This is a genomic window from Pseudomonas sp. FDAARGOS_380 (assembly GCF_002591235.1).
Classification (GTDB): domain Bacteria; phylum Pseudomonadota; class Gammaproteobacteria; order Pseudomonadales; family Pseudomonadaceae; genus Aquipseudomonas; species Aquipseudomonas salmasensis.
Window position 1 is genome coordinate 2927429 of the sequence record NZ_CP023969.1, and the last position, 22572, is coordinate 2950000.

Sequence of the window (22572 nt, forward strand, 5' to 3'; positions counted from 1 at the left end):
CGGTCTCAGTTCACAGCGGACGTCGCTTCGACATGACGCGGCAAGGTCACCCGGATACGGGTGCCGCGTTGGCTTTGTGTGTCAGCCGGGCTGTCGATGGTGATTTGTCCATAATGCTCTTCAACGATGGAATAGACCAGTGCAAGGCCCAGACCGGTACCTTCACCGGGGTCCTTGGTGGTGAAGAAGGGTTCGAACAATCGGTCCATGATGTTCTGTGGAATGCCGCTGCCTTCGTCTTCCACGATCAGGTCGACCGTGTGCTCGAAAGCCTCGCTCTTGACGCGTACAGCACTGCCGGCCGGCGACGCGTCGCGGGCGTTGGACAGCAGGTTGATCAGTACCTGGGCCAGGCGTTGTGAGTCGCCATCGACCCAATGGTCCGGATCGCACAGGTTAAAGAACTGTACTTCGAAATTGCGCCGGTTCAAGGCCAACAGCCCAATGGCATCCTGCGCCACTTCGGCCAGGCACACCGCTTCGTCCTGATTCTGATGGGCGCCGGAGTGGGCAAAGCTCATCAGCGACTGGACGATGCGTGAAACCCGCTTGGTCTGTTCGAGGATCTGCCCGCTGATTTCGGTGATTTCCCCATCTTCTTCGCGCTCTTCGCGCAGGTTTTGCGCCAGGCAGGCGATACCGGTGATCGGGTTGCCGATTTCATGGGCCACGCCGGCCGCCAGGCGCCCGATGCTGGCCAGGCGCTCGGAGTGCACCAGCTTGTCTTCGAGCATCTGTGTATCGGTCAGGTCTTCCACCAGCAGCACCAGGCCGCTGTTACCTGGCGCCAAGGGTTCGTCGATGGCAGCTTTGTGCAAGTTGAGCCAGCGGGTTTGGCCGTCGAGGGCCAAGTGTTGCTTGTGCAAGTGCTCGTCCGGCAGGTTAATAAAACCTTGCAGCAGCTCTCTCCATGGATCGCCCAGGGTATTGAGGCGCGAACCCACCACCCGCTGGGCGGCGATGCCGGTGAGTTCTTCCATGGCCTTGTTCCACATCAGGATTTCCTGGTCCTTGGCCAGGGAACACACGCCCATCGGCAGCTCCTGCAGGGTCTGGCGGTGGTAACGGCGCAGGGCGTCGAGTTCGGCGGCCAGGCCTGTGAGGCGTGAGTGGTAATCCTCCAGCCGGCTTTCGATGAAGTGGATATCTTCGGTAACGTAGTTTTCGCCACCGGCCTTGTAGGGCAGGAAGGTTTCGACCATGTCCTGAGACACGCTGGGGCCCATCAAACCGGACAGGTTGGCCTCGATACGGTCACGCAGGCGGCGCAGGGCATAGGGGCGGCGCTCGTCAAACGGCAGATAGAGGTCGCGCAGTGCCTGTTCGACTTCCTTTTGTGCGGCCTTGGCGCCCAGGGGCTTGGCCAGTTGCGTGGCGAACTCCTGGGGCGAGGCTGCGTGCAGTTCGCGGCGTTGCGGGCGGCGCACGTTGTCCACCGCGCAGGCTTCGGCGGCGCTGGTCTCTTCGGCGCTGGCGTTGGTGAACAGCGAGATCAGGGTAAACATCAGTACGTTGGCGGCCAGCGAGGCGATGGCCGCCATGTGCCAACTGGTGTCGTCCAGCACGTAAATCATGTTCAGCAACGGGATATAGAAGCCCTGCAGGTTGCCGACCAGCGGTAGCAGCATGGTCACGGTCCACACCAGGATCCCGGCCAGCAGCCCGGCAATAAAGCCACGGCGATTGGCGGTCGGCCAGTACAGTACCGACAACACGCCCGGCAGGAACTGCAAGGTGGCGACAAACGCGACGATGCCGAGGTTGGCCAGGTCTTGCCCGGCGCCCAGCAGCAGATAAAACGCGTAGCCGGCCATGATGATCGCGACGATCAGCGCGCGTCGGGTCCATTTCAACCAGCGGTAGATATTGCCCTCCGCCGGCGGCTGGTACAGCGGCTGTACCAAGTGGTTGAGCGCCATGCCCGAGAGTGCCAGGGTGGTGACGATGATCAACCCGCTGGCGGCCGACAACCCGCCTACATAGGCCAGCAGTGCCAGGGCTGGGCTGTTGGCGGCAATACCGATGCCCAGGGTGAAATACTCAGGGTTGGTGGTGGCCCCCAGTTTCAGGCCGGCCCACAGGATCAACGGCACCGCCAGGCTCATCAGCAGCAGGAACAGCGGCAAGCCCCAGCTGGCGCTGACCAGCGAGCGCGGGTTGAGGTTCTCGGTGAAGGTCATGTGGTACATGTGCGGCATCACGATCGCCGAGGCGAAGAACACCAGCAGCAGCGTACGCCATGGGCCTTCCTGCAAGGGGGTATGCAAGGCAGCAAGGGCGGTCTGGTTTTGCAGCAGCCACAGCTCCAGCTGTTGCGGCCCGTCGAACACCCCGTAGAGCGCATAAAGGCCGACGCCGCCGATGGCGATCAGTTTGATGACCGACTCGAAGGCAATCGCGAACACCAGGCCTTGGTGTTTCTCGCGGGTGGCGATATGACGAGAACCAAAGAAGATGGTGAACAAGGTGATCAGCGCGCAGAACGCCAGGGCAACCCGATGTTGCACGGGCTCGCGGGTCAGGATGCTGATGGAGTCGGCCACCGCCTGGATCTGCAGGGCCAGCAACGGCAGCACGCCGATCAACATGAAGATGGTGGTCAGCGCGCCGGCCCAGGTGCTGCGAAAGCGAAAGGCAAACAGGTCGGCCAGGGAAGACAGCTGGTACGTCCGGGTGATTTTCAGGATCGGGTACAGCAGCACCGGCGCCAGCAGGAACGCGCCCGACACCCCAAGATAACTGGAGAGAAAGCCGTAGCCGTACTGATAGGCCAACCCCACCGTGCCGTAGAACGCCCAGGCACTGGCGTATACGCCCAGGGACAAGGTGTAGGTCAACGGATGGCGAATGATCGCCCGCGGAATCATTCCGCGCTCACTGATCCAGGCCACGCCGAATAACGCAGCCAGGTAGGCGGCGCTGATCAGCAGCATCTGGGTGAGACTAAAGCTCATCGGCATCTTTTTGGCTCTGCAGGATGAAGGTCACGACGATCAGGATCAGCCATAGCAGATAAGGGCGATACCAGGCGCCCGTGGCGTCGATCCACCAATCCATGATGGCGGGGGAGAACAGGTAGATCCCGACGACCAGCAGCAGGACCAAACGATAGATGTACATGTTGGCCTCTGATTAAAAATCTGCCGCGATGTTAACGGATGATGGGCAACCTGCAAGCGCCTTCAACTCAATTGCGCTTCGGCCAGGGTCAGTGTGCGCGGGATGCGGGTGGCGTCCCAGTGCGCAATGCCCCAATCCAGCAGTTCTCGCGGGCTGGCGTACAGCAGCTGCGCGTCGGGCTGTTGGCCAAGGGCACGCAGCGCTCTGAGCAGCAAAGGCGTGGCCTGGTCGGCTGTCAACGGTGGGGAGCGGTAGGACTTGCCCAGTTTGTTGCCGTCTGGCTGCACGATCAGCGGTACATGCAAGTAACGTGGCTGGCGCAGGCCGAGCAGTTCTTGCAAGTAAAGCTGGCGCGGTGTGGAGTCGAGCAGGTCGGCGCCGCGTACGATATCGGTTACACCTTGCCAGGCGTCGTCGAGCACCACCGCCAGTTGGTAGGCGTAGAGGCCGTCGCGGCGACGGATGATGAAGTCGCCGGCATCACGGCCCAGATGCTGGCGGAACTCGCCCTGCACACGGTCGGTAAAGTGGTATTCCAACTCGGGCACGCGCAGGCGAATGGCGGCATCCTGCTGTTCGTGGCCGGCATTGCGGCACAAGCCTGGGTAAATCCCGTTGTAGGGCTCCAACTGCTTGCGCGAGCAGGTGCAGGCGTAGGCCAGACCGTGGTTGAACATATCGTTCAGCACTTTGGCGTAGGCATCATGCCGCTCGCTCTGGCGAACCAGTTCGCCATCCCATTCAAAGCCGTAGCTTTCCAGCGCATGCAGAATCGCCGCCTGGGCGCCGGGCTCTTCACGGGGAGGGTCGAGGTCTTCCATGCGCATCAACCAACGGCCCTGGTGGGCGCGTGCGTCGAGGTAGGAGGCGAGGGCGGCAACCAGGGAACCGAAGTGCAAATGGCCGCTGGGCGTGGGGGCGAAGCGCCCGATATAAGTAGAGGCTGTCATGGCCCGGATACTACTGCATAACCGGTAAACGCCAGAAACAAAAATGGAGCGTTCGCACGCTCCATTCGTTCAACTCGGCAAAGTTACTTGCCGACCTGTTTTTCCTTGATTTCAGCCAAGGTCTTGCAGTCTACGCACAGGTCCGCGGTTGGGCGGGCCTCCAGGCGACGAATACCGATTTCGACGCCGCAGGATTCGCACCAGCCGTATTCTTCGTCTTTGATCAGTTGCAGGGTCTTGTCGATCTTCTTGATCAACTTGCGCTCGCGGTCGCGGGCGCGCAGTTCGAGGGCGAACTCTTCTTCCTGGCTGGCACGATCGGCCGGGTCAGGGAAGTTGGCCGCTTCATCCTTCATATGGTCAACCGTACGGTCGACTTCCTGCATCAAGTCCTGTTTCCACTTGTTGAGGATCTTGGTGAAGTGCTCGCGCATGGGCTCGCCCATGTACTCCTCGCCCTTTTTTTCGACATAGGGTTCGAAGCCGCCGAGGCCTTGAGTCTGCTGTTGCTTTGCTTGGGTGGACATGAATAGACCGCCTCTCACTCTTCTAATCCATTGCGCAGGATTGCAACGTCACCGACACCTGCCGGCCCTGCGGCTGCAAGCGGGCGAACTTACCAGATAGATTCAGGGTGCGCTACTCCCGGTTGTCGAGGTCCAGGGCAAAGGGGATGCAAACCGCAGCAGCCCGCCATGACTGGGTATGTATCGCCTCGAATGTTGATTTTAGCTGTTTTACGAGCGCGCGCAGGGTGCACTTGCAGCCCCAATCAGGCAATAGAGCATGTTTTACCGTGAGGGTTCGGTAGAATCCAGATTTTGTCCTCACCGTCTAAGGAAGGCTAATGGCTCAGCCCTACAGTGCGCGCAGTCGCGCCATCGAACCTTTTCATGTCATGGCGTTACTGGCGCGTGCCAATGAGCTGCAGGCCGCCGGTCACGACGTGATCCACCTGGAAATCGGCGAGCCGGACTTCACCACCGCCGAGCCGATCATCCAGGCCGGCCAAGCCGCGTTGGCAAACGGTAAAACCCGCTACACCGCCGCCCGCGGCTTGCCCGAATTGCGTGAAGCCATCAGCGGTTTCTACCAGCAACGCTACGGTTTGAGCATCGATCCGCAGCGTATTCTGATCACTCCCGGTGGCTCCGGTGCGTTACTGCTGGCCAGCAGTTTGCTGGTGGATCCGGGCAAACACTGGCTGCTGGCGGACCCAGGCTACCCCTGTAACCGACACTTCCTGCGCCTTGTGGAAGGCGCGGCGCAGTTGGTGCCGGTCGGCCCGGACGTACGCTACCAGTTGACCGCCGACCTGGTGGCCAGGCATTGGGACCAGGACAGTGTCGGCGCACTGGTGGCATCGCCCGCCAACCCCACCGGCACGATCCTCACCCGCGACGAGTTGGCTGGGCTGTCGGGCGCCATCAAGGCGCGCAACGGTCACCTGGTGGTCGACGAGATTTATCACGGCCTCACCTACGGCACCGACGCGGCCAGCGTGTTGGAAGTCGATGACGACGCCTTCGTCCTGAATAGTTTTTCGAAGTATTTCGGCATGACCGGCTGGCGCCTCGGTTGGCTGGTGGCGCCGCCTGAAGCGGTGGGTGAGCTGGAGAAATTGGCGCAGAACCTCTACATCAGTGCGCCAAGCATGGCCCAGCACGCCGCGTTGGCCTGTTTCACCCCGCAAACCCTGGAGATCCTGGAGCAGCGCCGTGCCGAGTTTGGCCGCCGTCGTGACTTCCTGCTGCCGGCCCTGCGTGAGCTGGGGTTCGGTATCGCGGTGGAACCCGAAGGCGCCTTCTATCTGTATGCCGATATCAGCGCGTTCGGCGGCGATGCCTTCGCGTTTTGCCGCCATTTCCTCGAAACCGAGCATGTGGCCTTTACGCCCGGGTTGGATTTCGGTCGCTACCAGGCGGGCCATCACGTGCGGTTTGCCTACACGCAAAACCTCGATCGGCTGCAAGAAGCGGTGGAGCGGATCGCCCGTGGTTTGCGGAGCTGGCAAGGCTGATGCGTTTTAATCCTCCTCTTGAAGAAGGGCGGCTGATCCGCCGCTACAAGCGCTTTCTCACCGATATCGAAACCGTTACCGGCGAGTTGCTCACTATTCACTGCCCTAACACCGGTTCGATGCTCAACTGCATGGTCGAAGGTGGCCAGGTCTGGTTCAGCCGTTCTACGGACCCCAAGCGCAAGTTGCCGGGCACCTGGGAGATTGCCGAAACGCCTCAGGGCCGGCTGGCGTGTGTCAACACCGCGCGTGCCAATCAGTTGGTGGAAGAAGCCTTGCTGGCCGGTGTGATCACTGAGCTCAATGGCTTTACTGCGTTGAAGCGTGAGGTGCCTTATGGCCAGGAGAAAAGCCGCATCGACTTTCGCCTGGATTACCCCCAGGGCGCTGCGTTTGTCGAGGTCAAAAGCGTCACCTTGGGCTTTGATGGCAGCTCGGTGGCGGCTTTCCCCGATGCGGTGACCCAGCGCGGTGCCAAGCACTTGCGTGAGCTGGCACACCTGGCGCGCGACGGTATACGGGCCGTGCAGTTGTATTGCGTGAACCTGTCGGGGATCGACGCGGTGCGCCCGGCGGTGGAAATCGACGCCGGTTATGCGGCAGCGCTACGTGAGGCCAAGGCTGCAGGGGTAGAGGTGTTGGCCTATGGCGTCCGGGTCACGCCGCAGGAGATTTACGTCGAACGTCGGCTGAAGGTGCTGCTGGGCGACTAGAGATCGACCCACAATCCCTGTTCGTCTTCGCGGCCGGGCAGGGTGGTGAGGCTTTGGCCTGCGCAAGGTCCGGCGATGCACTCGCCGCTTTCAATCAGGAACAGCGCGCCATGGGTGGCGCATTGGATCAGGCTGGCGCTTTCATCGAGGAAGCGATCTGGCTGCCATTCCAGCGGGATGCCGCGATGGGGGCAGCGGTTGAGATAGAAGTACGCAATGCCGTCCCGGCGCACCGCCAACAGCCTGTGGCCATCGATATCAAAACCGCGGCTGCTGTTGGGGGCGAGGTCGCTTGAGGCGCAGAGAAACTTCATTTCAATCCTTAAGTGCCTTGACGTGCAAATGCAAACAATTATCAAATGCCTGCTTCGCCCGTCAGCTGATTGGGTGCTCAATACGATGCCTGGCAGCGGTTATCTGTCACATCAATGAGTGCTTGAGTGGCCCTGCCCTAGGAAGGAAACCCTGTTATGCGCCTGAGTACCAGCGCTATTGCGCTTGTTGCCTCACTGCTGGTCAACCCTGGGGTGCATGCCTCCGAACTGCCGCAACGCTGGGTCAGTGCCGGCGGCGCGCTGTCGGAATGGGTGACGGCCCTGGGCGGTGAGTCGAAGTTGGTGGGGGTGGACACCACCAGTCAGCATCCTGCGTCGCTCAAGGCCTTGCCGAGCATTGGTTACCAGCGGCAGTTGTCGGCCGAAGGCATTCTCAGCCTGCGCCCGCAAATCCTCGTGGGCACCGAGGAAATGGGGCCACCGCCGGTGCTGGCACAGATTCGCAACGCCGGGGTGCAGGTGGATATGTTCTCGGCCCAGCCGGATTTGCCCACGCTCAAAAGCAACCTTGAACACCTGGGGAAACTGCTCGGCAGTGAGGCTAAGGCTGATGCCTTGTTTGCCGGGTATGAACAGGCGCTGGCACAGCAGAAAAACTGGGTGGCCAAGGCCCAGGCTACGCAAAAGGCTCCACGCGTGCTGTTGCTGCTCGGTCATGCCGGTGGCAAGCCGCTGATCGCGGGCAAGGACACGGCCGCTGATTGGATGTTGCAGCAGGCTGGGGGGCGTAATCTCGCCACGCATGTGGGCTATAAACCGTTTTCGGTGGAATCGCTGGCGGGTTTGAGCCCTGAGGTGCTGGTGTTTGCCGATCGCGCCCTGAGCGGGGACGCGGCGCGTGCCGCCTTGTTCAAGGAAAATCCGATCCTTGCCTCTACGCCGGCAGCCAAGAGCGGCCGCGTCTTTGAGCTGGATCCGACCTTGCTGGTAGGCGGCCTGGGGCCTCGATTGCCGCAAAGCCTGGAGAAACTGTCTGCCGGTTTTTATCCGTCCCAGCCTAAGCCTGCTCAATGACCACTCTGGTTAAGCCAAAAACGCTGTTTATCGGGCTGTCGCTGCTGTGTGTATTGGCGATCTGGCTTTCATTGGCACTGGGGCCGGTCAGCCTGCCGTTAGTGGACACGCTCAGGGCTGCGCTAAAACTGATGGGCGTTCCGATAGAGGCCCAGGGGTTGGAGCAGGCCGAGTTGATCCTGGGGCAGATTCGCCTGCCGCGAACCCTGTTAGGGCTGGCGGTCGGCGGTGTGCTGGCATTGTCGGGTGTGGCGATGCAGGGGTTGTTCCGCAACCCGCTGGCCGATCCTGGCTTGGTCGGTGTGTCCAGCGGTGCCGCGCTGGGGGCGGCGGTGGCAATTGTCGGTGGTTCGTTCTTTGGCGGGCTGCCGGATGCTTTCGGGCCCTACCTGTTGTCGCTGTGTGCATTCCTTGGTGGCTTGGGCGTCACGGCGCTGGTCTATCGGCTGGGGCGTCGCAATGGCCAGACCAATGTCGCGACGATGTTGCTTGCCGGTATCGCGCTGACGGCCCTGGCCGGTTCTGCGGTGGGGCTCTTTACCTATTTGGCTGACGACGCCACCTTGCGCACGCTGACGTTCTGGAACCTGGGCAGCCTCAATGGCGCAAACTACTCGCGGTTGTGGCCCTTGCTGCTGGTGAGTGCGGGCGTGGCGCTGTGGTTGCCGCGCCGGGCCAAGGCGCTGAACGCGCTGCTGTTGGGGGAGTCTGAGGCCAATCATCTGGGTATTGATGTTGAAAGGCTCAAGCGTGAGCTGGTGTTCTGTACGGCTTTAGGTGTTGGCGCTGCAGTGGCGGCGGCGGGCATGATTGGTTTTGTCGGGTTGGTGGTACCCCATCTGGTGCGGTTGCTGGCGGGGCCGGATCATCGGGTGTTGTTACCGGCCTCGGTGTTGGCTGGCGCCAGTTTGCTGTTGTTTGCAGACCTGGTGGCGCGCCTGGCGTTGGCGCCGGCGGAACTGCCGATTGGCATTGTCACTGCGTTTATCGGTGCGCCGTTTTTCCTCTATTTATTATTACGAGGGCGCGCCTGATGTTGCGGGTAGAAGCGTTGCAGATCCGGCGCGGTGGTAAGACCGTGCTGGCCGATATCACCTTGGACCTATTGCCAGGCGAAGTGCTGGGCGTTCTGGGCCCCAATGGCGCCGGCAAAAGTACCTTGCTTGGGGCGCTGTGCGGGGAGCTGCAGCCGGATCAGGGCAAGGTCTGGCTGGATCAGCAGGCGCTCAAGCACATGACCGGCGCGCAGCGTGCCCAGCGCCTGGCGGTGCTGCCACAATCTTCCACCCTGGATTTTGCCTTCCGTGTCGAGGAGGTGGTGGGCATGGGCCGCTTGCCTCATCAGACCGGGCGAGTGCGCGACGACGAAATCATCAGCGCGGCCCTGCAAGCGGCGGATGTGGGCCACCTGAGTGGCCGCAGTTACCTGGCGTTGTCCGGCGGCGAGCGGCAACGTGTGCACCTGGCGCGGGTATTGGCACAGTTATGGCCGGGTGAAGCGGGGCAGACATTGTTGCTGGATGAACCCACGTCGATGCTCGACCCTCTGCACCAACACACCACCTTGCAAGCTATCCGACATTTCGCCGACAGAGGCGCTGCGGTGCTGGTCATCCTGCATGACTTGAACCTGGCAGCGCGTTACTGCGACCGGATTCTATTGCTGGAAAACGGCCGCCCCCACGCGTTGGATACGCCCTCCAAAGTCCTGCAACCTGAGCCGCTCAAGGCTGTATTTGGTCTGGATGTGCTGGTTCAGCCGCATCCGGAGCGTGGGCATCCGCTGATCATTGCGCGCTGAGGCCGGTTAATTCACGGGCAAAAAAAGACCCGGCAAGAGCCGGGTCAAATAACCGTGATTAGCCTGATGAGGAGATAATCTGAGAGTCCGAACCAATGGTCTTTCAGTTATCGGCTGATCTCGCGACCAGTTGTGATAATCATAACGATTCTCATTTGAGAGTCAACATTTGTTTTTCTGCCTCATCCAGTTTTCTCAAACGCTCGTTTGTAATGCCCGTAAACATTGGGTTTGAGTGCCGCTCTAGTTCTTCTGATGCACTGAAATCGCTTCCAACTGACGGTTCAAGGCCTCCTTGCGCTCCGCGGGTATGTCGTTCCAGTGCACATCCATCAATGCCCCTTCAATCGCATACAGCAGAACCTTCGAGGCTCGAAACCCGCGCGTGCGCACGGCTCGGTAGGCATCGACCGCCCCCAGCCGACGCAAGTCGGACGCGCTGTGGATGCCCACCGCATGCAGCCACTGCGCTGACGTCTTGCCAAGGTTTTTCAGGTGTTGCAGCTCATCGTTCATCAAGCCTCCTTGCGTTGGCTGAATGGTGCGGTGGGTGTCGTGACCAGGCAGCCTGAAAATGAGTGTAGCGCTCAGTAGGAAAAGCGTGGTTCTTTGGTCAGGAAGGGCTGAAAAGCTTATAAGAATGGCGCGACGGCGCTCGCTCGCAGGCAGGCGCAAAGCGCCCGCCAGGCGGGGATGTGGTCAGCACGCGGTGTGTGGGGTTACTTGGTGCGGTAGCGCAGGCGAGTACCGAAATTGACCGACATGAGTATTTCGTCAGCCGTGAGTTCTGGCGGGAAATAAGCACCCGAAATCTGCGCATGGGCCAGGCTGGCGCCTTCCAGTGAGCAGCCACGCAAGTCCAGGCCGCGCAGGTCGGCAGAGCGAAAATAGGCGTCGGTGAAGTCAATACCGGTGGCGTTCAGGTCGCGCAGGTCCAGCCCGTGAAAGTCACCACCGCGCATATCGATGGTGCCGCCTTCAGGACGTTCCTGGTTGAAACCGCGAATGTCGTCCTTGTGCAGGAGGGCGTAGAGCGGGGTATCAAGAAGCTTGGGCTGACTCATGATCGCGACTCTGGCTGGCGTTATGGAGCCAGTATAGTGCCACTATCGCGAGGTCGCGCGCCGAAGACGGCGACGCGACCAAGAAATATTTCTTACAGGCCCGGCAGGCGCTGGCGGATATGCCCGACCAAGGCGTCGAGCGTCCCGCTTTCATTGGTCTCCACACGCTTGCTCAACAACAACTCCTCGGCGGTCAGCGGGTCACGACTGGCTTGTTGCTCTTCGATAACGGCCAGCGTGGCGTCGGAAGGATCGTTTTTATCCGCCTGGCGTTGTGCCAACCAACTGGTGATAACGGCTTGCGGGGCGTTGCAGTCCAGGATCAGGAACGGCGCCCCAGTGGCTTCGGCAACCTGGGCAGCGGCGTCACGTTGTGCGCGTTTCAGGAACGTGGCATCCAGCACCACCGGGTAGCCGGCGCGCAGCACCGTCTCGGCAATCTCATTCAGGCGTGCGTAGGTGGCAGCGCTGGCATCCTGATTGTAGATGCCGGCCTGCAGGGTGTTCTCTACCTGCTGTTCGCCAAACAGGCGCTTGCGCTCTACATCCGAACGCAGGCGTACCGCGCCCAGGGCTTCGACCAGGCGCATGGCCACGTGGCTCTTGCCCACGGCTGACACACCATGGGTAATTGCCAGGAAGCGCGAGGGAATGGTGCTGTAGCTTTCCGCCAGGTTGGCGTAGTTGCGGTATTGGCGCAGGGTGGTAGCGCGTTGTACCGGGTTGGCTTCGCTCGGCATGCTGAACAGCGCAACCTTGGCGCGCACCAGCGCACGGTAGGCTTTATAGAAGTTCAGCAGTTCCAGGCCCTGGTAGTCACCGGTCAGTTCCAGATACTGGCTGATAAAACGCCGTGCCAGGCATTTGAGGCCGCGATCTTCCAGGTCCATGGCCAAAAAGGCGGTGTCGGCGTACACGTCGGTAAAGCGGAAAGGCTCGTTGAACTCGATGCAGTCGAAGATCACCACGCGGCCATCGATCAGGGTGGCGTTGCCCAGGTGGATATCGCCGTGGCATTCACGGGTATAGCCCTCTAGCTTGCGCTGGGAAAGCAGAGGCTTGAGGCGTTCGAAGCTGCTTTCGGCCCAGGCTTGCAGAGCCTCCAGTTGCGTCAGGTCGGCCTTGTCGCTGAGGAACGGGCGGATCTGGTCAAAGTTCTGGCGTACCGGCGCCATTACTTCCTGCGGCGTGCCGGCCGGGTGATCTTGCGGGACTTTGGGGGCACTGAGGTGGAACTGCGCAATCTGCTTGGCCATCTCATCGATGTGCGCGCTGGTCAGTTCGCCATTGGCTTGCAGGGTGCTGAGCATCTGGCTTTGCGGGAACTGACGCATTTTCAGCGCGTACTCGATGGCCGGGCCGTCGCCACCCAGTTGCGGCGCCTCGGCAGTGCCGGTAATCGGCAACACTTCAAGATACAAATCTTCGGTCAGGCGCTGGTTGAGGCGCAGTTCCTCGCGGCAGAAATGCCCGCGGTCGTCCAGATTGGTGAAGTCCAGGAAGCCGAAGTTCATCGGTTTCTTCAGCTTATATGCATAGGGGCCCGTCAGTATCACCCAGGAAATATGGGTCTCGATGACTTGAAACGCGTCAACCGGATGAGGGTACAAGGCCGGGTTTTGCAGGGCAGCGATCAGGGTCTGGCTCACGGGCGATCCTTCAAAGTCTGGGGAAAATCATGGGGGGCATTATGGCTGCTGATGCCAGTCGTGCAAACCGCTGTCCGGCTCATGTTGATCATCAATAAAGTGCGTATAATCCGCCGCCATGACTCGAACCCGATCTCCCCGTTCCCGTAAAAAACCTCCTTCCCGCGGCCCGCGCCCTTGGCTGGGCTGGGTGATCAAGCTTGGCCTGGTGGGCCTTGTGGCGGTCGCCGGCCTTGCGGTGTACCTCGATGCCGTGGTGCAGGAAAAATTCTCCGGCAAGCGCTGGACCATTCCGGCCAAGGTGTATGCACGCCCGCTGGAACTGTTCTCTGGCCAGAAGCTCAGCAAGGAAGATTTCCTCACCGAACTCGACGCGCTGGGCTACCGCCGCGAACCTGTGAGCAATGGCCCCGGCGCTGCGGCGGTCAGCGGTAATACCGTCGACCTGAACACCCGTGGTTTCCAGTTCTACGAAGGCCTGGAAAAAGCCCAGCCGGTGCGCGTGCGTTTCTCTGGCGACTATGTGGCTGAGCTGTCGTCGCTCAATGGCTCCAAGCTGCCGGTGGTGCGTCTTGAACCGTTGCTGATCGGCGGTATTTACCCGAAAAACCTTGAAGATCGCATCCTGATCAAGCTCGATCAGGTGCCGCCGTACCTGCTGGAAACCCTGGTCGCTGTCGAAGACCGCGATTTCTATAGCCACTGGGGTGTCTCGCCGAAGTCGATCGCCCGCGCTATCTGGGTCAACACCTCCGGCGGCAAGATGACCCAGGGCGGCAGTACGTTGACGCAGCAGTTGGTCAAGAACTTCTACCTGACCAACGAACGCAGCCTCACCCGTAAACTCACCGAAGCCATGATGGCGATGTTGCTGGAGCTGCATTACAGCAAGCAGGAAATCCTCGAGGCCTACCTCAACGAGGTATTCGTCGGGCAGGATGGCCAGCGCGCCGTGCACGGTTTCGGCCTGGCCAGCCAGTTCTTCTTCGGGCAGCCGTTGTCCGAGTTGAAGTTGCATCAGGTCGCGTTGCTGGTGGGGATGGTGAAGGGGCCGTCCTATTACAACCCGCGCCGCAACCCGGAGCGTGCGCTTGAACGTCGCAACCTGGTGCTCGATGTGCTGGAACAGCAGGGCGTCGCCACCGCTGAACAGGTGGCCGCTGCGAAGAAAATGCCACTGGGTGTGACCACTCGCGGCAAGCTGGCGGATAGCTCATTCCCTGGCTTTATCGATTTGGTCAAGCGCCAACTGCGCGAAGACTACCGCGACGAAGACTTGACCGAAGAGGGCCTGCGGATCTTCACCAGCTTCGACCCCATCCTGCAGATGAAGGCCGAAGCGTCGGTCAACGACACCTTCAAGCGCCTGACCGGCCGTAAAGGTTCGGATGAAGTCGAAGCCGCCATGGTCGTGACCAATCCGGAAACCGGCGAAGTCCAGGCCATGATCGGCAGCCGCCAGGCCAGTTTCGCCGGTTTCAACCGCGCACTGGATGCCGTGCGGCCGATTGGCTCGCTGGTCAAGCCCGCGGTTTACCTCACTGCACTGGAAAAACCCAGCAAGTACACGCTAACCAGTTGGCTGTCCGATGACCCGCTGTCGGTCAAAGGTGCGGATGGCCAAGTGTGGACCCCCAAGAACTTCGACCGCCGCTCCCATGGCACGGTGTTCCTGTATCAAGGGTTGGCGCATTCCTACAACATCTCGACCTCGCGCCTGGGGCTTGAGGTCGGTGTGCCAAATGTCCTGAAAACCATAGCGCGACTGGGGGTGGAGCGTGAGTTCCCTGCATTCCCATCCATGCTTTTGGGCGCTGCGGCCATGACGCCGATGGAAGTGACCACCATGTACCAGACCCTGGCCAATGGTGGCTTCAATACGCCGATGCGCGGTATTCGCAGTGTGCTGACCGCCGATGGCGAGCCGCTCAAGCGCTACCCGTTCCAGATTCAGCAGCGCTTCGATGCGGGCTCCATTTACCTGATCCAGAACGCCATGCAGCGCGTGATGCGTGAGGGTACGGGGCGTTCGGTCTACAGCGTGCTGCCGTCGAACCTGACCCTGGCGGGCAAGACCGGTACCAGTAACGACTCCCGCGACAGCTGGTTCGCAGGGTTCGGCCAGGATGTACTGGCCGTGGTGTGGCTGGGGCGCGACGATAACGGCAAGACGCCGTTCACCGGTGCGACCGGCGCGTTGCAGGTATGGACCAGTTTCATGCGCAAGGCTGACCCGTTGCCGCTCAACATGCCGCAGCCGGACAATATCGTGCAGGCCTGGATTGATCCGCACACCGGCCAAGGCTCCGATGCCAACTGTCCGGGCGCGGTGCAGATGCCGTATATTCGCGGCAGCGAACCACCACCCGGCCCTGCGTGCGGTGTCAGTGCCCCTGCTGACGCGGATTCGGTGATGGATTGGGTCAAGGGCTGGATGAATTAAGCAAAGAGGGTTTCAAGTGAACAAGTTGTGGATTCCAGCAATTACGGCTCTGGCTTTGCTCGGCGGTTGCTCCAGCGTGCAGCGCGGCTCTATCCCTGTGGTGGACTCAAGCACGTCCGTCTCCAATAACGACCGCATTTCGGCCAATGGCGGCTTCCGTCAGACCGTGGTCAAACGGCCTGCCCAAGCTGCAACCCAGGCAATTCCCCAGGATTCCGGCGTCGTGGTGATGGTGCCCGGCAGTGGGGCTGCAACCTCGGCGCCTATCAGTGCCGAGCCATGGACCCCTGGCCCGAGCACTTCCGGGCCGGTGAACTCCACGCCGATTCAAACCGCGCCGGTCAACCAAGGCACCTACAACATGCCTTCGACGCCGAGCGGTATTCCGTCATCGTCCAATACGGGCGGGTTGTCGGCAGACGAACAACTCGATGGCCCGGTGCTGGCGTTGCTCACCACCGCTCAGCAGCAGCAGGCGGGTGGCGATTTGAATGGCGCCTCGTCGAGCCTTGAACGTGCCCAGCGCGTGGCGCCGCGTGAGCCGCAAGTGCTCTATCGCCTGGCCCAGGTGCGCATGGCCCAGGGCGATGCGCCCCAGGCGGAGCAGTTCGCTCGTCGCGGCCTGAGCCTGGCCAATGGCCGTCCAGACCTGCAAGCCAGCCTGTGGGCCTTGATCGGTGATGCACGTGCCGCCCAAGGGGATGCAGCCGGTGCAGCCCAGGCGCGGCAAAAAGCCAAGGTCAGCCTCTGATGGATGCACGTTTCCCCGCGATTGCCGAGCAGTTATTGCTGATCGAGCGCGAACTGCGCGTGCAGGGCTGGTGGGATGAAGTCTCCCCCAGTGTTGAAGCCCTCAGCAGTGCCGAGCCCTTTTCCGTCGATACCCTAGACTTCCACCAGTGGCTGCAATGGATCTTCCTCTCACGTATGAAGCAGATCCTTGAACAGGACCTGCCCTTGCCGAGTGCGTCAGGGATCCTGGAAATGGCCGAGATGGTCTACGCCGACCGACCGCGGGAGAGCCTCGGCTTGCGTAACGCGCTGAAAAAGTTCGATCAATTGATCGTCGACGCTCGTTAATTGCCTGACTGCCGGTTTTTCCGGCAGTCTTGCGCACATTTCTACCGCTTGACGACATTCAGGCGAGTTTTATCCCTCCTCAAAGCCCTTTCTTCTACGTTCTCATGCGCTTAGTTGGAAAAAAGCGCAATTATTGCTTGACTTGAAGGGCGTGAAACAGAAGAATCCAAAGTCCGCTGTATCGGGACTGCCAGAAGCAGGCCCGCTCAGCAGATCATGAGGCGCACATCCGCGCCGACCTGTAACACCCGCAACGCGTTACCTCGCGCTGGGTGGGAAAAGCCCGCAACACTTGGGACGATCCCAATACTTGCTCAGTCAGTGCTGACGTAGTCGGCGACCACCGTCGCTCATGCTCTGTTGAGAAGTAAACCTATTAAGACCCGTCGGTTTTTAACGGACGGTATTCTGGCGTTTTAGAGGTGAACAACGTGGAGCTTTTATCTGGCGGTGAGATGCTCGTCCGCTTTTTGCGTGACGAAGGCGTCGACTATATCTACGGGTACCCAGGTGGTGCTCTGCTGCATGTCTACGACGCACTGTTCAAGGAACCGGCTGTTACCCACATCCTGGTTCGCCACGAACAGGCCGCGACCCATATGGCTGACGGTTACGCCCGTGCCACCGGTAAAGCCGGCGTGGTACTGGTAACGTCTGGCCCAGGCGCAACCAATGCCATTACCGGCATCGCGACTGCCTATATGGACTCCATTCCGATGGTAATCATCTCTGGCCAGGTGCCTAGCACCATGGTCGGTACCGATGCATTCCAGGAAACCGACATGATCGGTATTTCCCGGCCGATCGTGAAACACAGCTTCATGATCAAGCATCCCTCGGAAATCCCGGATGTCATGAAAAAGGCGTTCTACCTCGCTCAGTCCGGTCGCCCGGGCCCGGTGGTGGTCGATATCCCGAAAGACATGACCAACCCGGCCGAGAAGTTCGAATACGTCTTCCCGAAAAAAGCCAAGCTGCGTTCCTACAGCCCGGCCGTGCGTGGGCACTCGGGGCAAATCCGCAAGGCAGCAGAAATGCTCCTGGCGGCCAAGCGCCCGGTGCTGTACTCCGGCGGTGGCGTGATTCTGGGCGGCGGTTCCGCTCCGTTGACCGAACTGGCCAAGTTGCTCAACCTGCCGGTGACCAACACCCTGATGGGCCTCGGCGCATTCCCGGGTTCGGACCGTCAGTTCGTCGGCATGCTCGGTATGCACGGCAGCTACACCGCCAACCTCACCATGCACCACGCCGATGTGATCCTGGCCGTGGGCGCACGGTTCGATGACCGGGTGATCAACGGTGCGAGCAAGTTCTGCCCGAATGCCAAGATCATCCACATCGACATCGACCCGGCGTCCATCTCCAAGACCATCAAGGCCGATGTGCCAATCGTGGGTCCTGTTGAAAGCGTGTTGACCGAAATGGTCGCTGCGCTCAAGGACATCGGCGAAACGCCGAACAAGGAATCCGTTGCCAGCTGGTGGAAGCAGATCGACGAATGGCGCGGTGATCGCGGCCTGTTCCCTTATGACAAGGGCGACGGCAGCATCATCAAGCCGCAAACCGTAATCGAAACCCTGTGCGAAGTGACCAAGGGCGACGCCTTTGTGACCTCCGACGTAGGCCAGCACCAGATGTTCGCGGCGCAGTACTACAAGTTCGACAAGCCTAACCGCTGGATCAACTCCGGTGGCCTGGGCACGATGGGCTTTGGTTTCCCTGCGGCCATGGGTGTGAAGCTGAGCTTCCCGGATGCCGACGTTGCCTGTGTGACGGGCGAAGGCAGCATCCAGATGAACATCCAGGAACTGTCGACGTGCCTGCAGTACGGCCTTCCGGTGAAGATCGTCTGCTTGAACAACGGCGTACTGGGCATGGTTCGTCAGTGGCAGGACATGAGCTACGGTAGCCGTCACTCCCATTCCTACATGGAATCGTTGCCAGACTTCGTCAAATTGGTTGAAGCCTATGGCCACGTCGGCATTCGCATCAACGATCTGAAAGATCTGAAGCCGAAAATGGAAGAGGCGTTCGCCATGAAGGACCGCCTGGTGTTCATCGATATTCAGGTGGATACCAGCGAGCACGTCTACCCGATGCAGATCAAAGACGGCTCTATGCGCGACATGTGGCTGAACAAGACGGAGCGTACTTAATCATGCGGCATATTATCTCCCTGCTTCTGGAGAACGAACCCGGCGCTCTGTCTCGTGTTGTCGGCCTGTTTTCGCAACGCAACTACAACATCGAAAGCCTGACCGTGGCCCCAACCGAAGACCCGACCCTGTCGCGCCTGACGTTGACCACCGTGGGCCACGATGAGGTGATCGAGCAGATCACCAAGAACCTCAACAAGCTGATCGAAGTGGTCAAGCTGGTCGACTTGTCGGAAAGCGCTCACATCGAGCGCGAACTGATGCTGGTCAAGGTCAAGGCCACGGGTGCCCAACGTGCCGAGATCAAACGCACTACCGATATTTATCGCGGGCAGATCGTCGATGTGAGCGCCAGCGTTTATACCGTTCAACTGACCGGTACCAGCGACAAACTGGACAGCTTCATCCAGTCGATCGGGACGGCCTCGATTCTGGAAACCGTACGCAGTGGTGTCACCGGGATTGCCCGTGGCGACAAAGTACTCAGCATCTAACCCAATTAGCGAATGGCCTTACGGCCTGGATATATAGAGGAACCTCATGAAAGTTTATTACGATAAAGATTGTGACCTGTCGATCATCCAGGGCAAGAAAGTCGCCATCATCGGCTACGGTTCCCAGGGCCACGCCCAAGCGTGCAACCTGAAAGATTCCGGCGTTGACGTGACTGTTGGCCTGCGTAAAGGCTCGGCCACTGTTGCCAAGGCTGAAGCTCATGGCCTGAAAGTGACTGACGTTGCTTCTGCTGTTGCGGCTGCCGACCTGGTCATGATCCTGACCCCGGACGAGTTCCAGTCCTCGCTGTACAAGAACGAAATCGAGCCGAACATCAAGAAGGGCGCCACCCTGGCCTTCTCCCACGGCTTCGCGATTCACTACAACCAGGTTGTGCCACGCGCTGACCTCGACGTGATCATGATCGCGCCGAAAGCACCGGGCCACACCGTGCGTTCCGAGTTCGTCAAAGGCGGCGGTATCCCTGACCTGATCGCGATCTACCAGGACGCGTCGGGCAATGCCAAGAACGTTGCACTGTCCTACGCTGCTGGCGTAGGTGGCGGTCGTACCGGCATCATCGAAACCACTTTCAAGGACGAGACCGAAACCGACCTGTTCGGCGAACAAGCCGTTCTGTGCGGTGGTACCGTTGAGCTGGTAAAAGCTGGTTTCGAAACCCTGGTTGAAGCTGGCTACGCGCCGGAAATGGCCTACTTCGAATGCCTGCACGAACTGAAGCTGATCGTTGACCTCATGTACGAAGGCGGCATCGCCAACATGAACTACTCGATCTCCAACAACGCCGAATACGGCGAGTACGTGACTGGCCCTGAAGTAATCAACGCCGAGTCTCGCCAGGCCATGCGCAACGCCCTGAAACGTATTCAGGACGGCGAATACGCCAAAATGTTCATCAGCGAAGGCGCTACCGGCTACCCTTCGATGACCGCCAAGCGCCGTAACAACGCCGCTCACGGTATCGAAGTTATCGGCGAGCAACTGCGCTCCATGATGCCGTGGATCGGTGCCAACAAGATCGTCGACAAAGCCAAGAACTAAGTCGAACGCATCAAGGGAAAACGCGGCTTAGGCCGCGTTTTTTCGTTTGGAGGGCCGGTTCTGGTATAAAGCTGCATCGTTTGCAGGCGAACACTCGCTGCAAGTATCTGTCGAATTTTTTTCACACCGTTGCAAGGTAAAGTCCATGAGCGAACGTCCCGAAGAGCCAAACCAGGCTTCCGACGCCGAAAGCATGCTGCCGATCGATGAACATGTCGAAGAAGGGCATGACGCCGAAGGCCGCAAGGTCCGGCATCGTGGCATCTATCTGCTGCCTAACCTGTTCACCACGGCGAATCTGTTTGCCGGCTTCTACTCCATCATCAACTCCATGAGTGCCCAGAGTGCGCTGGCGGCGGGTGATGCGGCGAGTGCCAGCAAATACTTCGGTTTTGCCGCGATCGCAATCTTCGTGGCCATGGTGCTCGACGGCCTGGACGGGCGTGTGGCGCGTATGACCAATACCCAAAGTGCCTTCGGCGCCGAGTACGACTCGCTGTCGGACATGGTTGCCTTTGGTGTCGCTCCCGCACTGCTGGCGTTTGCCTGGGCGTTGGGTGACATGGGCAAGGTCGGCTGGATGGTTGCCTTCATCTATGTCGCGGGCGCCGCTTTGCGCCTGGCACGCTTCAACACCCAGGTGGGGACTGCCGACAAACGCTACTTCATCGGCCTTGCCAGCCCGGCAGCGGCGGGTGTTGTCGCGGGGATTGTCTGGGCGTTCAGCGACTACGGGATTCAGGGGTCGAAGATGTCGTTCCTGGTTGCCCTGATGGTGGCGGCGGCCGGCATGCTGATGGTCAGCAACATCAAGTACAACAGCTTCAAGGAGTTCGACCTCAAGGGGCGCGTGCCTTTCGTGGCCATCCTTGTGGTGGTGCTGGTGTTTGCGGTGGTGTTCAGTGATCCGCCGCGTATTTTGCTGCTGGCGTTCCTGGCCTATGCCGCTTCGGGTCCGATTCAGTACTTGTTGCGTCTGCGTCGGGACAAAACATTGCCTTAATGTAATTTCCCCCATACTCCGCAGTCTATTGGTGCATCAGTTCTCCAACGCTGCGGAGTTACCATGTTAATCAAATTACCCAAAGCGTCCGATTGTCACGAATCGGATGTCACGCCTGAATCCTTCTACCTCTCTCGCCGCAGCCTGCTCGGCGGTGCGCTTGCCGGTATTGCCGCCAGCAGCTTGCCGCGTTGGGCCAGTGCGGGTGATGCTTCGCGTTATGCCGACGTCGAGCCGGGGAAGGCGCCCGACTGGTTTACGGGAAAACTTCCGAATACGAAGTGGCAGGCCGTAACGGTCAAAGATGAGGCCATCACGCCTTTCAAGGACGCCACCCACTACAACAACTTCTATGAGTTCGGGACAGGCAAGGGCGACCCGGCGACGAATGCGGGCTCGCTCAAGACGCAGCCCTGGAGCGTGGTGATAGATGGTGAAGTCGCAAAGCCTGGGCGCTATGCCCTGGAGGACTTCATGAAACCCTATGAGCTGGAAGAGCGCATCTACCGTCTGCGCTGTGTCGAGGCATGGTCCATGGTGATTCCGTGGATAGGCTTTCCCATCTCGGCGTTGCTCAAGCAGGTCGAGCCTACCTCTAAAGCCAAGTACATCCGTTTTGAAACCCTTCAGGATCCCAAGAGCATGCTTGGGCAACGCTCAAGTTTCGGCTTGATCGACTGGCCTTATGTAGAAGGGCTGCGCCTGGATGAGGCGATGAATCCGCTGGCGATCCTTGCTGTGGGTATGTATGGGCGGGAGTTGCCTAACCAGAACGGCGCGCCGTTGCGCCTGGTGGTGCCGTGGAAGTATGGCTTCAAGAGTGTGAAGTCCATCGTGCGGATCAGTCTGGTCAGTGAGCAGCCGAAAACCACCTGGCAGAGTATTGCGGCTGATGAGTATGGGTTTTATGCGAATGTGAACCCTACGGTCGATCATCCACGCTGGACCCAGGCGCGTGAGCGCCGTCTGCCGAGCGGCCTGTTTAGTCCGAATGTGCGCGAGACGCAGATGTTCAATGGCTATTCAGATGAGGTCGCTTCTTTATATACCGGTCTCGATCTGCGGAAGAACTACTGATGCGCTATCCCATCTGGCGCATCGGCGTGTTTGTAGCCGCCGCAGTGTGGCCATTGCTCTGGTTGTATGAGGCGTGGAGTTCTGCGCTAGGGCCTGACCCTGGCAAGGTGCTGGTTGATCGCCTGGGTTTGGGCACGTTGATTCTATTGCTGATCACACTTGCCATGACGCCGCTGCAGAAGTTGAGCGGTTGGGCGGGGTGGATAGCGGTGCGTCGACAGTTGGGGCTGTGGTGCTTTGCTTATGTCGTGCTGCACCTGGCGGCCTATTGCGTGTTTGTCCTGGGGCTGGATTGGTCGCAGCTCGGTGTAGAGTTGAGCAAGCGGCCCTACATCATTGTGGGTGCGCTGGGGTTTGTTGCTCTCCTGATGCTGGCCGTCACATCGAACCGCTACAGCCAGCGCCGGTTGGGGAGCCGCTGGAAGAAGCTGCACCGCTTGGTCTATGTGATTCTTGGGCTCGGTTTGCTGCACATGTTATGGATAGTGCGAGCGGATCTGAAGGAGTGGGCTATCTACGCTTCTATAGGTGCGCTGCTTCTATTGCTGCGGGTGCCCCCAGTAATGCGCCGGATCCCTCGCCTTATTGCT

At 60.0% G+C, this 22572-nt stretch carries 22 protein-coding genes (1 of these 22 running past the window's edge); 14 read left to right on the forward strand and 8 right to left on the reverse strand.

From position 1 onward, the window contains the following. Nucleotides 1–5: 5 nt before the first annotated feature. The 4 genes from CRN80_RS13785 to dksA all read right to left on the reverse strand — a co-directional run bounded on the left by CRN80_RS13785 (nt 6) and on the right by dksA (nt 4597). The gene (locus tag CRN80_RS13785; protein ID WP_178081020.1) at nt 6–2960 is read right to left on the reverse strand and encodes a sensor histidine kinase; all 2955 of its coding nucleotides are present in this window, start codon (nt 2958–2960) and stop codon (nt 6–8) included. Next, nucleotides 2944–3120: a hypothetical protein gene (locus CRN80_RS13790; protein WP_003176118.1), complete on the reverse strand. Its 177-nt coding sequence runs from the start codon at nt 3118–3120 to the stop codon at nt 2944–2946. Before CRN80_RS13790 ends, CRN80_RS13785 begins: the two co-directional genes overlap by 17 nt. A 62-nt stretch (nt 3121–3182) precedes the next feature. Further along, a complete protein-coding gene (gene gluQRS / locus CRN80_RS13795) occupies nt 3183–4070 on the reverse strand; it encodes a tRNA glutamyl-Q(34) synthetase GluQRS (protein WP_098950357.1) in 888 nt (295 codons plus the stop codon). An 83-nt stretch (nt 4071–4153) separates the two neighbouring features. Then, nucleotides 4154–4597: an RNA polymerase-binding protein DksA gene (dksA, locus tag CRN80_RS13800; protein ID WP_003194150.1), complete on the reverse strand. Its 444-nt coding sequence runs from the start codon at nt 4595–4597 to the stop codon at nt 4154–4156. A 320-nt stretch (nt 4598–4917) separates the two neighbouring features. On the opposite strand from dksA, the gene CRN80_RS13805 reads away from it, so the two are divergent. Continuing rightward, nucleotides 4918–6090 carry a pyridoxal phosphate-dependent aminotransferase gene (locus CRN80_RS13805; RefSeq protein WP_014719940.1) on the forward strand — a complete coding sequence of 391 codons (1173 nt, stop codon included), beginning with the start codon at nt 4918–4920 and terminating at the stop codon, nt 6088–6090. Then, a complete protein-coding gene (gene sfsA, locus CRN80_RS13810) occupies nt 6090–6803 on the forward strand; it encodes a DNA/RNA nuclease SfsA (RefSeq protein WP_014719939.1) in 714 nt (237 codons plus the stop codon). The genes CRN80_RS13805 and sfsA overlap by 1 nt, the downstream gene beginning before the upstream one ends. On the opposite strand, the gene CRN80_RS13815 is transcribed toward sfsA, so the two are convergent. After that, nucleotides 6800–7117 carry a Rieske (2Fe-2S) protein gene (locus tag CRN80_RS13815; RefSeq protein WP_032895290.1) on the reverse strand — a complete coding sequence of 106 codons (318 nt, stop codon included), beginning with the start codon at nt 7115–7117 and terminating at the stop codon, nt 6800–6802. The genes sfsA and CRN80_RS13815 overlap by 4 nt on opposite strands. 156 nt (nt 7118–7273) lie before the next feature. Here CRN80_RS13815 and CRN80_RS13820 point away from each other — a divergent pair, with 156 nt between their 5' ends. Genes CRN80_RS13820 through CRN80_RS13830 form a run of 3 tightly spaced genes read left to right on the forward strand, consistent with a single transcriptional unit; the run spans nt 7274 to nt 9953 of the window. Next, the gene (locus CRN80_RS13820) at nt 7274–8152 is read left to right on the forward strand and encodes a hemin ABC transporter substrate-binding protein (protein ID WP_032895291.1); all 879 of its coding nucleotides are present in this window, start codon (nt 7274–7276) and stop codon (nt 8150–8152) included. Beyond that, nucleotides 8149–9186: an iron ABC transporter permease gene (locus CRN80_RS13825; protein WP_032895292.1), complete on the forward strand. Its 1038-nt coding sequence runs from the start codon at nt 8149–8151 to the stop codon at nt 9184–9186. The genes CRN80_RS13820 and CRN80_RS13825 overlap by 4 nt, the downstream gene beginning before the upstream one ends. Beyond that, the gene (locus tag CRN80_RS13830) at nt 9186–9953 is read left to right on the forward strand and encodes a heme ABC transporter ATP-binding protein (RefSeq protein WP_047711787.1); all 768 of its coding nucleotides are present in this window, start codon (nt 9186–9188) and stop codon (nt 9951–9953) included. The genes CRN80_RS13825 and CRN80_RS13830 overlap by 1 nt, the downstream gene beginning before the upstream one ends. 243 nt (nt 9954–10196) lie before the next feature. Here the strand turns inward: CRN80_RS13830 and CRN80_RS13835 are convergent, their stop codons facing one another. The 3 genes from CRN80_RS13835 to CRN80_RS13845 all read right to left on the reverse strand — a co-directional run bounded on the left by CRN80_RS13835 (nt 10197) and on the right by CRN80_RS13845 (nt 12666). Continuing rightward, entirely contained in the window at nt 10197–10469 is a 273-nt protein-coding gene (locus CRN80_RS13835) for a TfoX/Sxy family protein (RefSeq protein ID WP_044268551.1), read from the reverse strand. 203 nt (nt 10470–10672) lie between these two features. Then, nucleotides 10673–11017, reverse strand: a complete 345-nt coding sequence (locus tag CRN80_RS13840) for a pentapeptide repeat-containing protein (RefSeq protein ID WP_098950358.1) — start codon at nt 11015–11017, stop codon at nt 10673–10675. A gap of 92 nt (nt 11018–11109) precedes the next feature. Next, nucleotides 11110–12666 carry a bifunctional aminoglycoside phosphotransferase/ATP-binding protein gene (locus CRN80_RS13845; protein ID WP_098950359.1) on the reverse strand — a complete coding sequence of 519 codons (1557 nt, stop codon included), beginning with the start codon at nt 12664–12666 and terminating at the stop codon, nt 11110–11112. 118 nt (nt 12667–12784) lie between these two features. Here CRN80_RS13845 and mrcB point away from each other — a divergent pair, with 118 nt between their 5' ends. The 9 genes from mrcB to msrQ form a co-directional block, all read left to right on the forward strand. Next, a complete protein-coding gene (gene mrcB / locus CRN80_RS13850; protein WP_098950360.1) occupies nt 12785–15109 on the forward strand; it encodes a penicillin-binding protein 1B in 2325 nt (774 codons plus the stop codon). A gap of 16 nt (nt 15110–15125) precedes the next feature. Then, nucleotides 15126–15860, forward strand: a complete 735-nt coding sequence (locus CRN80_RS13855) for a M48 family metallopeptidase (protein ID WP_069558114.1) — start codon at nt 15126–15128, stop codon at nt 15858–15860. Then, nucleotides 15860–16189: a YqcC family protein gene (locus tag CRN80_RS13860; RefSeq protein WP_098950361.1), complete on the forward strand. Its 330-nt coding sequence runs from the start codon at nt 15860–15862 to the stop codon at nt 16187–16189. The genes CRN80_RS13855 and CRN80_RS13860 overlap by 1 nt, the downstream gene beginning before the upstream one ends. Nucleotides 16190–16620: 431 nt before the next feature. Continuing rightward, nucleotides 16621–18345, forward strand: coding sequence for an acetolactate synthase 3 large subunit (locus tag CRN80_RS13865; RefSeq protein WP_003194133.1), 1725 nt, complete (start codon nt 16621–16623; stop codon nt 18343–18345). 2 nt (nt 18346–18347) lie between these two features. After that, nucleotides 18348–18839: an acetolactate synthase small subunit gene (gene ilvN / locus CRN80_RS13870; protein ID WP_003176102.1), complete on the forward strand. Its 492-nt coding sequence runs from the start codon at nt 18348–18350 to the stop codon at nt 18837–18839. Nucleotides 18840–18885: 46 nt separating this feature from the next. Next, nucleotides 18886–19902, forward strand: a complete 1017-nt coding sequence (gene ilvC / locus CRN80_RS13875) for a ketol-acid reductoisomerase (RefSeq protein ID WP_003194132.1) — start codon at nt 18886–18888, stop codon at nt 19900–19902. Nucleotides 19903–20047: 145 nt separating this feature from the next. Next, nucleotides 20048–20905, forward strand: coding sequence for a CDP-diacylglycerol--serine O-phosphatidyltransferase (gene pssA / locus CRN80_RS13880; RefSeq protein ID WP_032895300.1), 858 nt, complete (start codon nt 20048–20050; stop codon nt 20903–20905). Between the two features lie 63 nt (nt 20906–20968). Next, the gene (msrP, locus tag CRN80_RS13885) at nt 20969–21982 is read left to right on the forward strand and encodes a protein-methionine-sulfoxide reductase catalytic subunit MsrP (protein WP_098950362.1); all 1014 of its coding nucleotides are present in this window, start codon (nt 20969–20971) and stop codon (nt 21980–21982) included. Continuing rightward, nucleotides 21982–22572, forward strand: partial view of a protein-methionine-sulfoxide reductase heme-binding subunit MsrQ gene (msrQ, locus tag CRN80_RS13890; RefSeq protein ID WP_056785095.1) — the 5' portion only. 30 nt of this gene lie beyond the right edge of the window; the window shows 591 of its 621 coding nt (coding positions 1–591); its start codon is at nt 21982–21984; the stop codon falls past the right edge of the window. The genes msrP and msrQ overlap by 1 nt, the downstream gene beginning before the upstream one ends.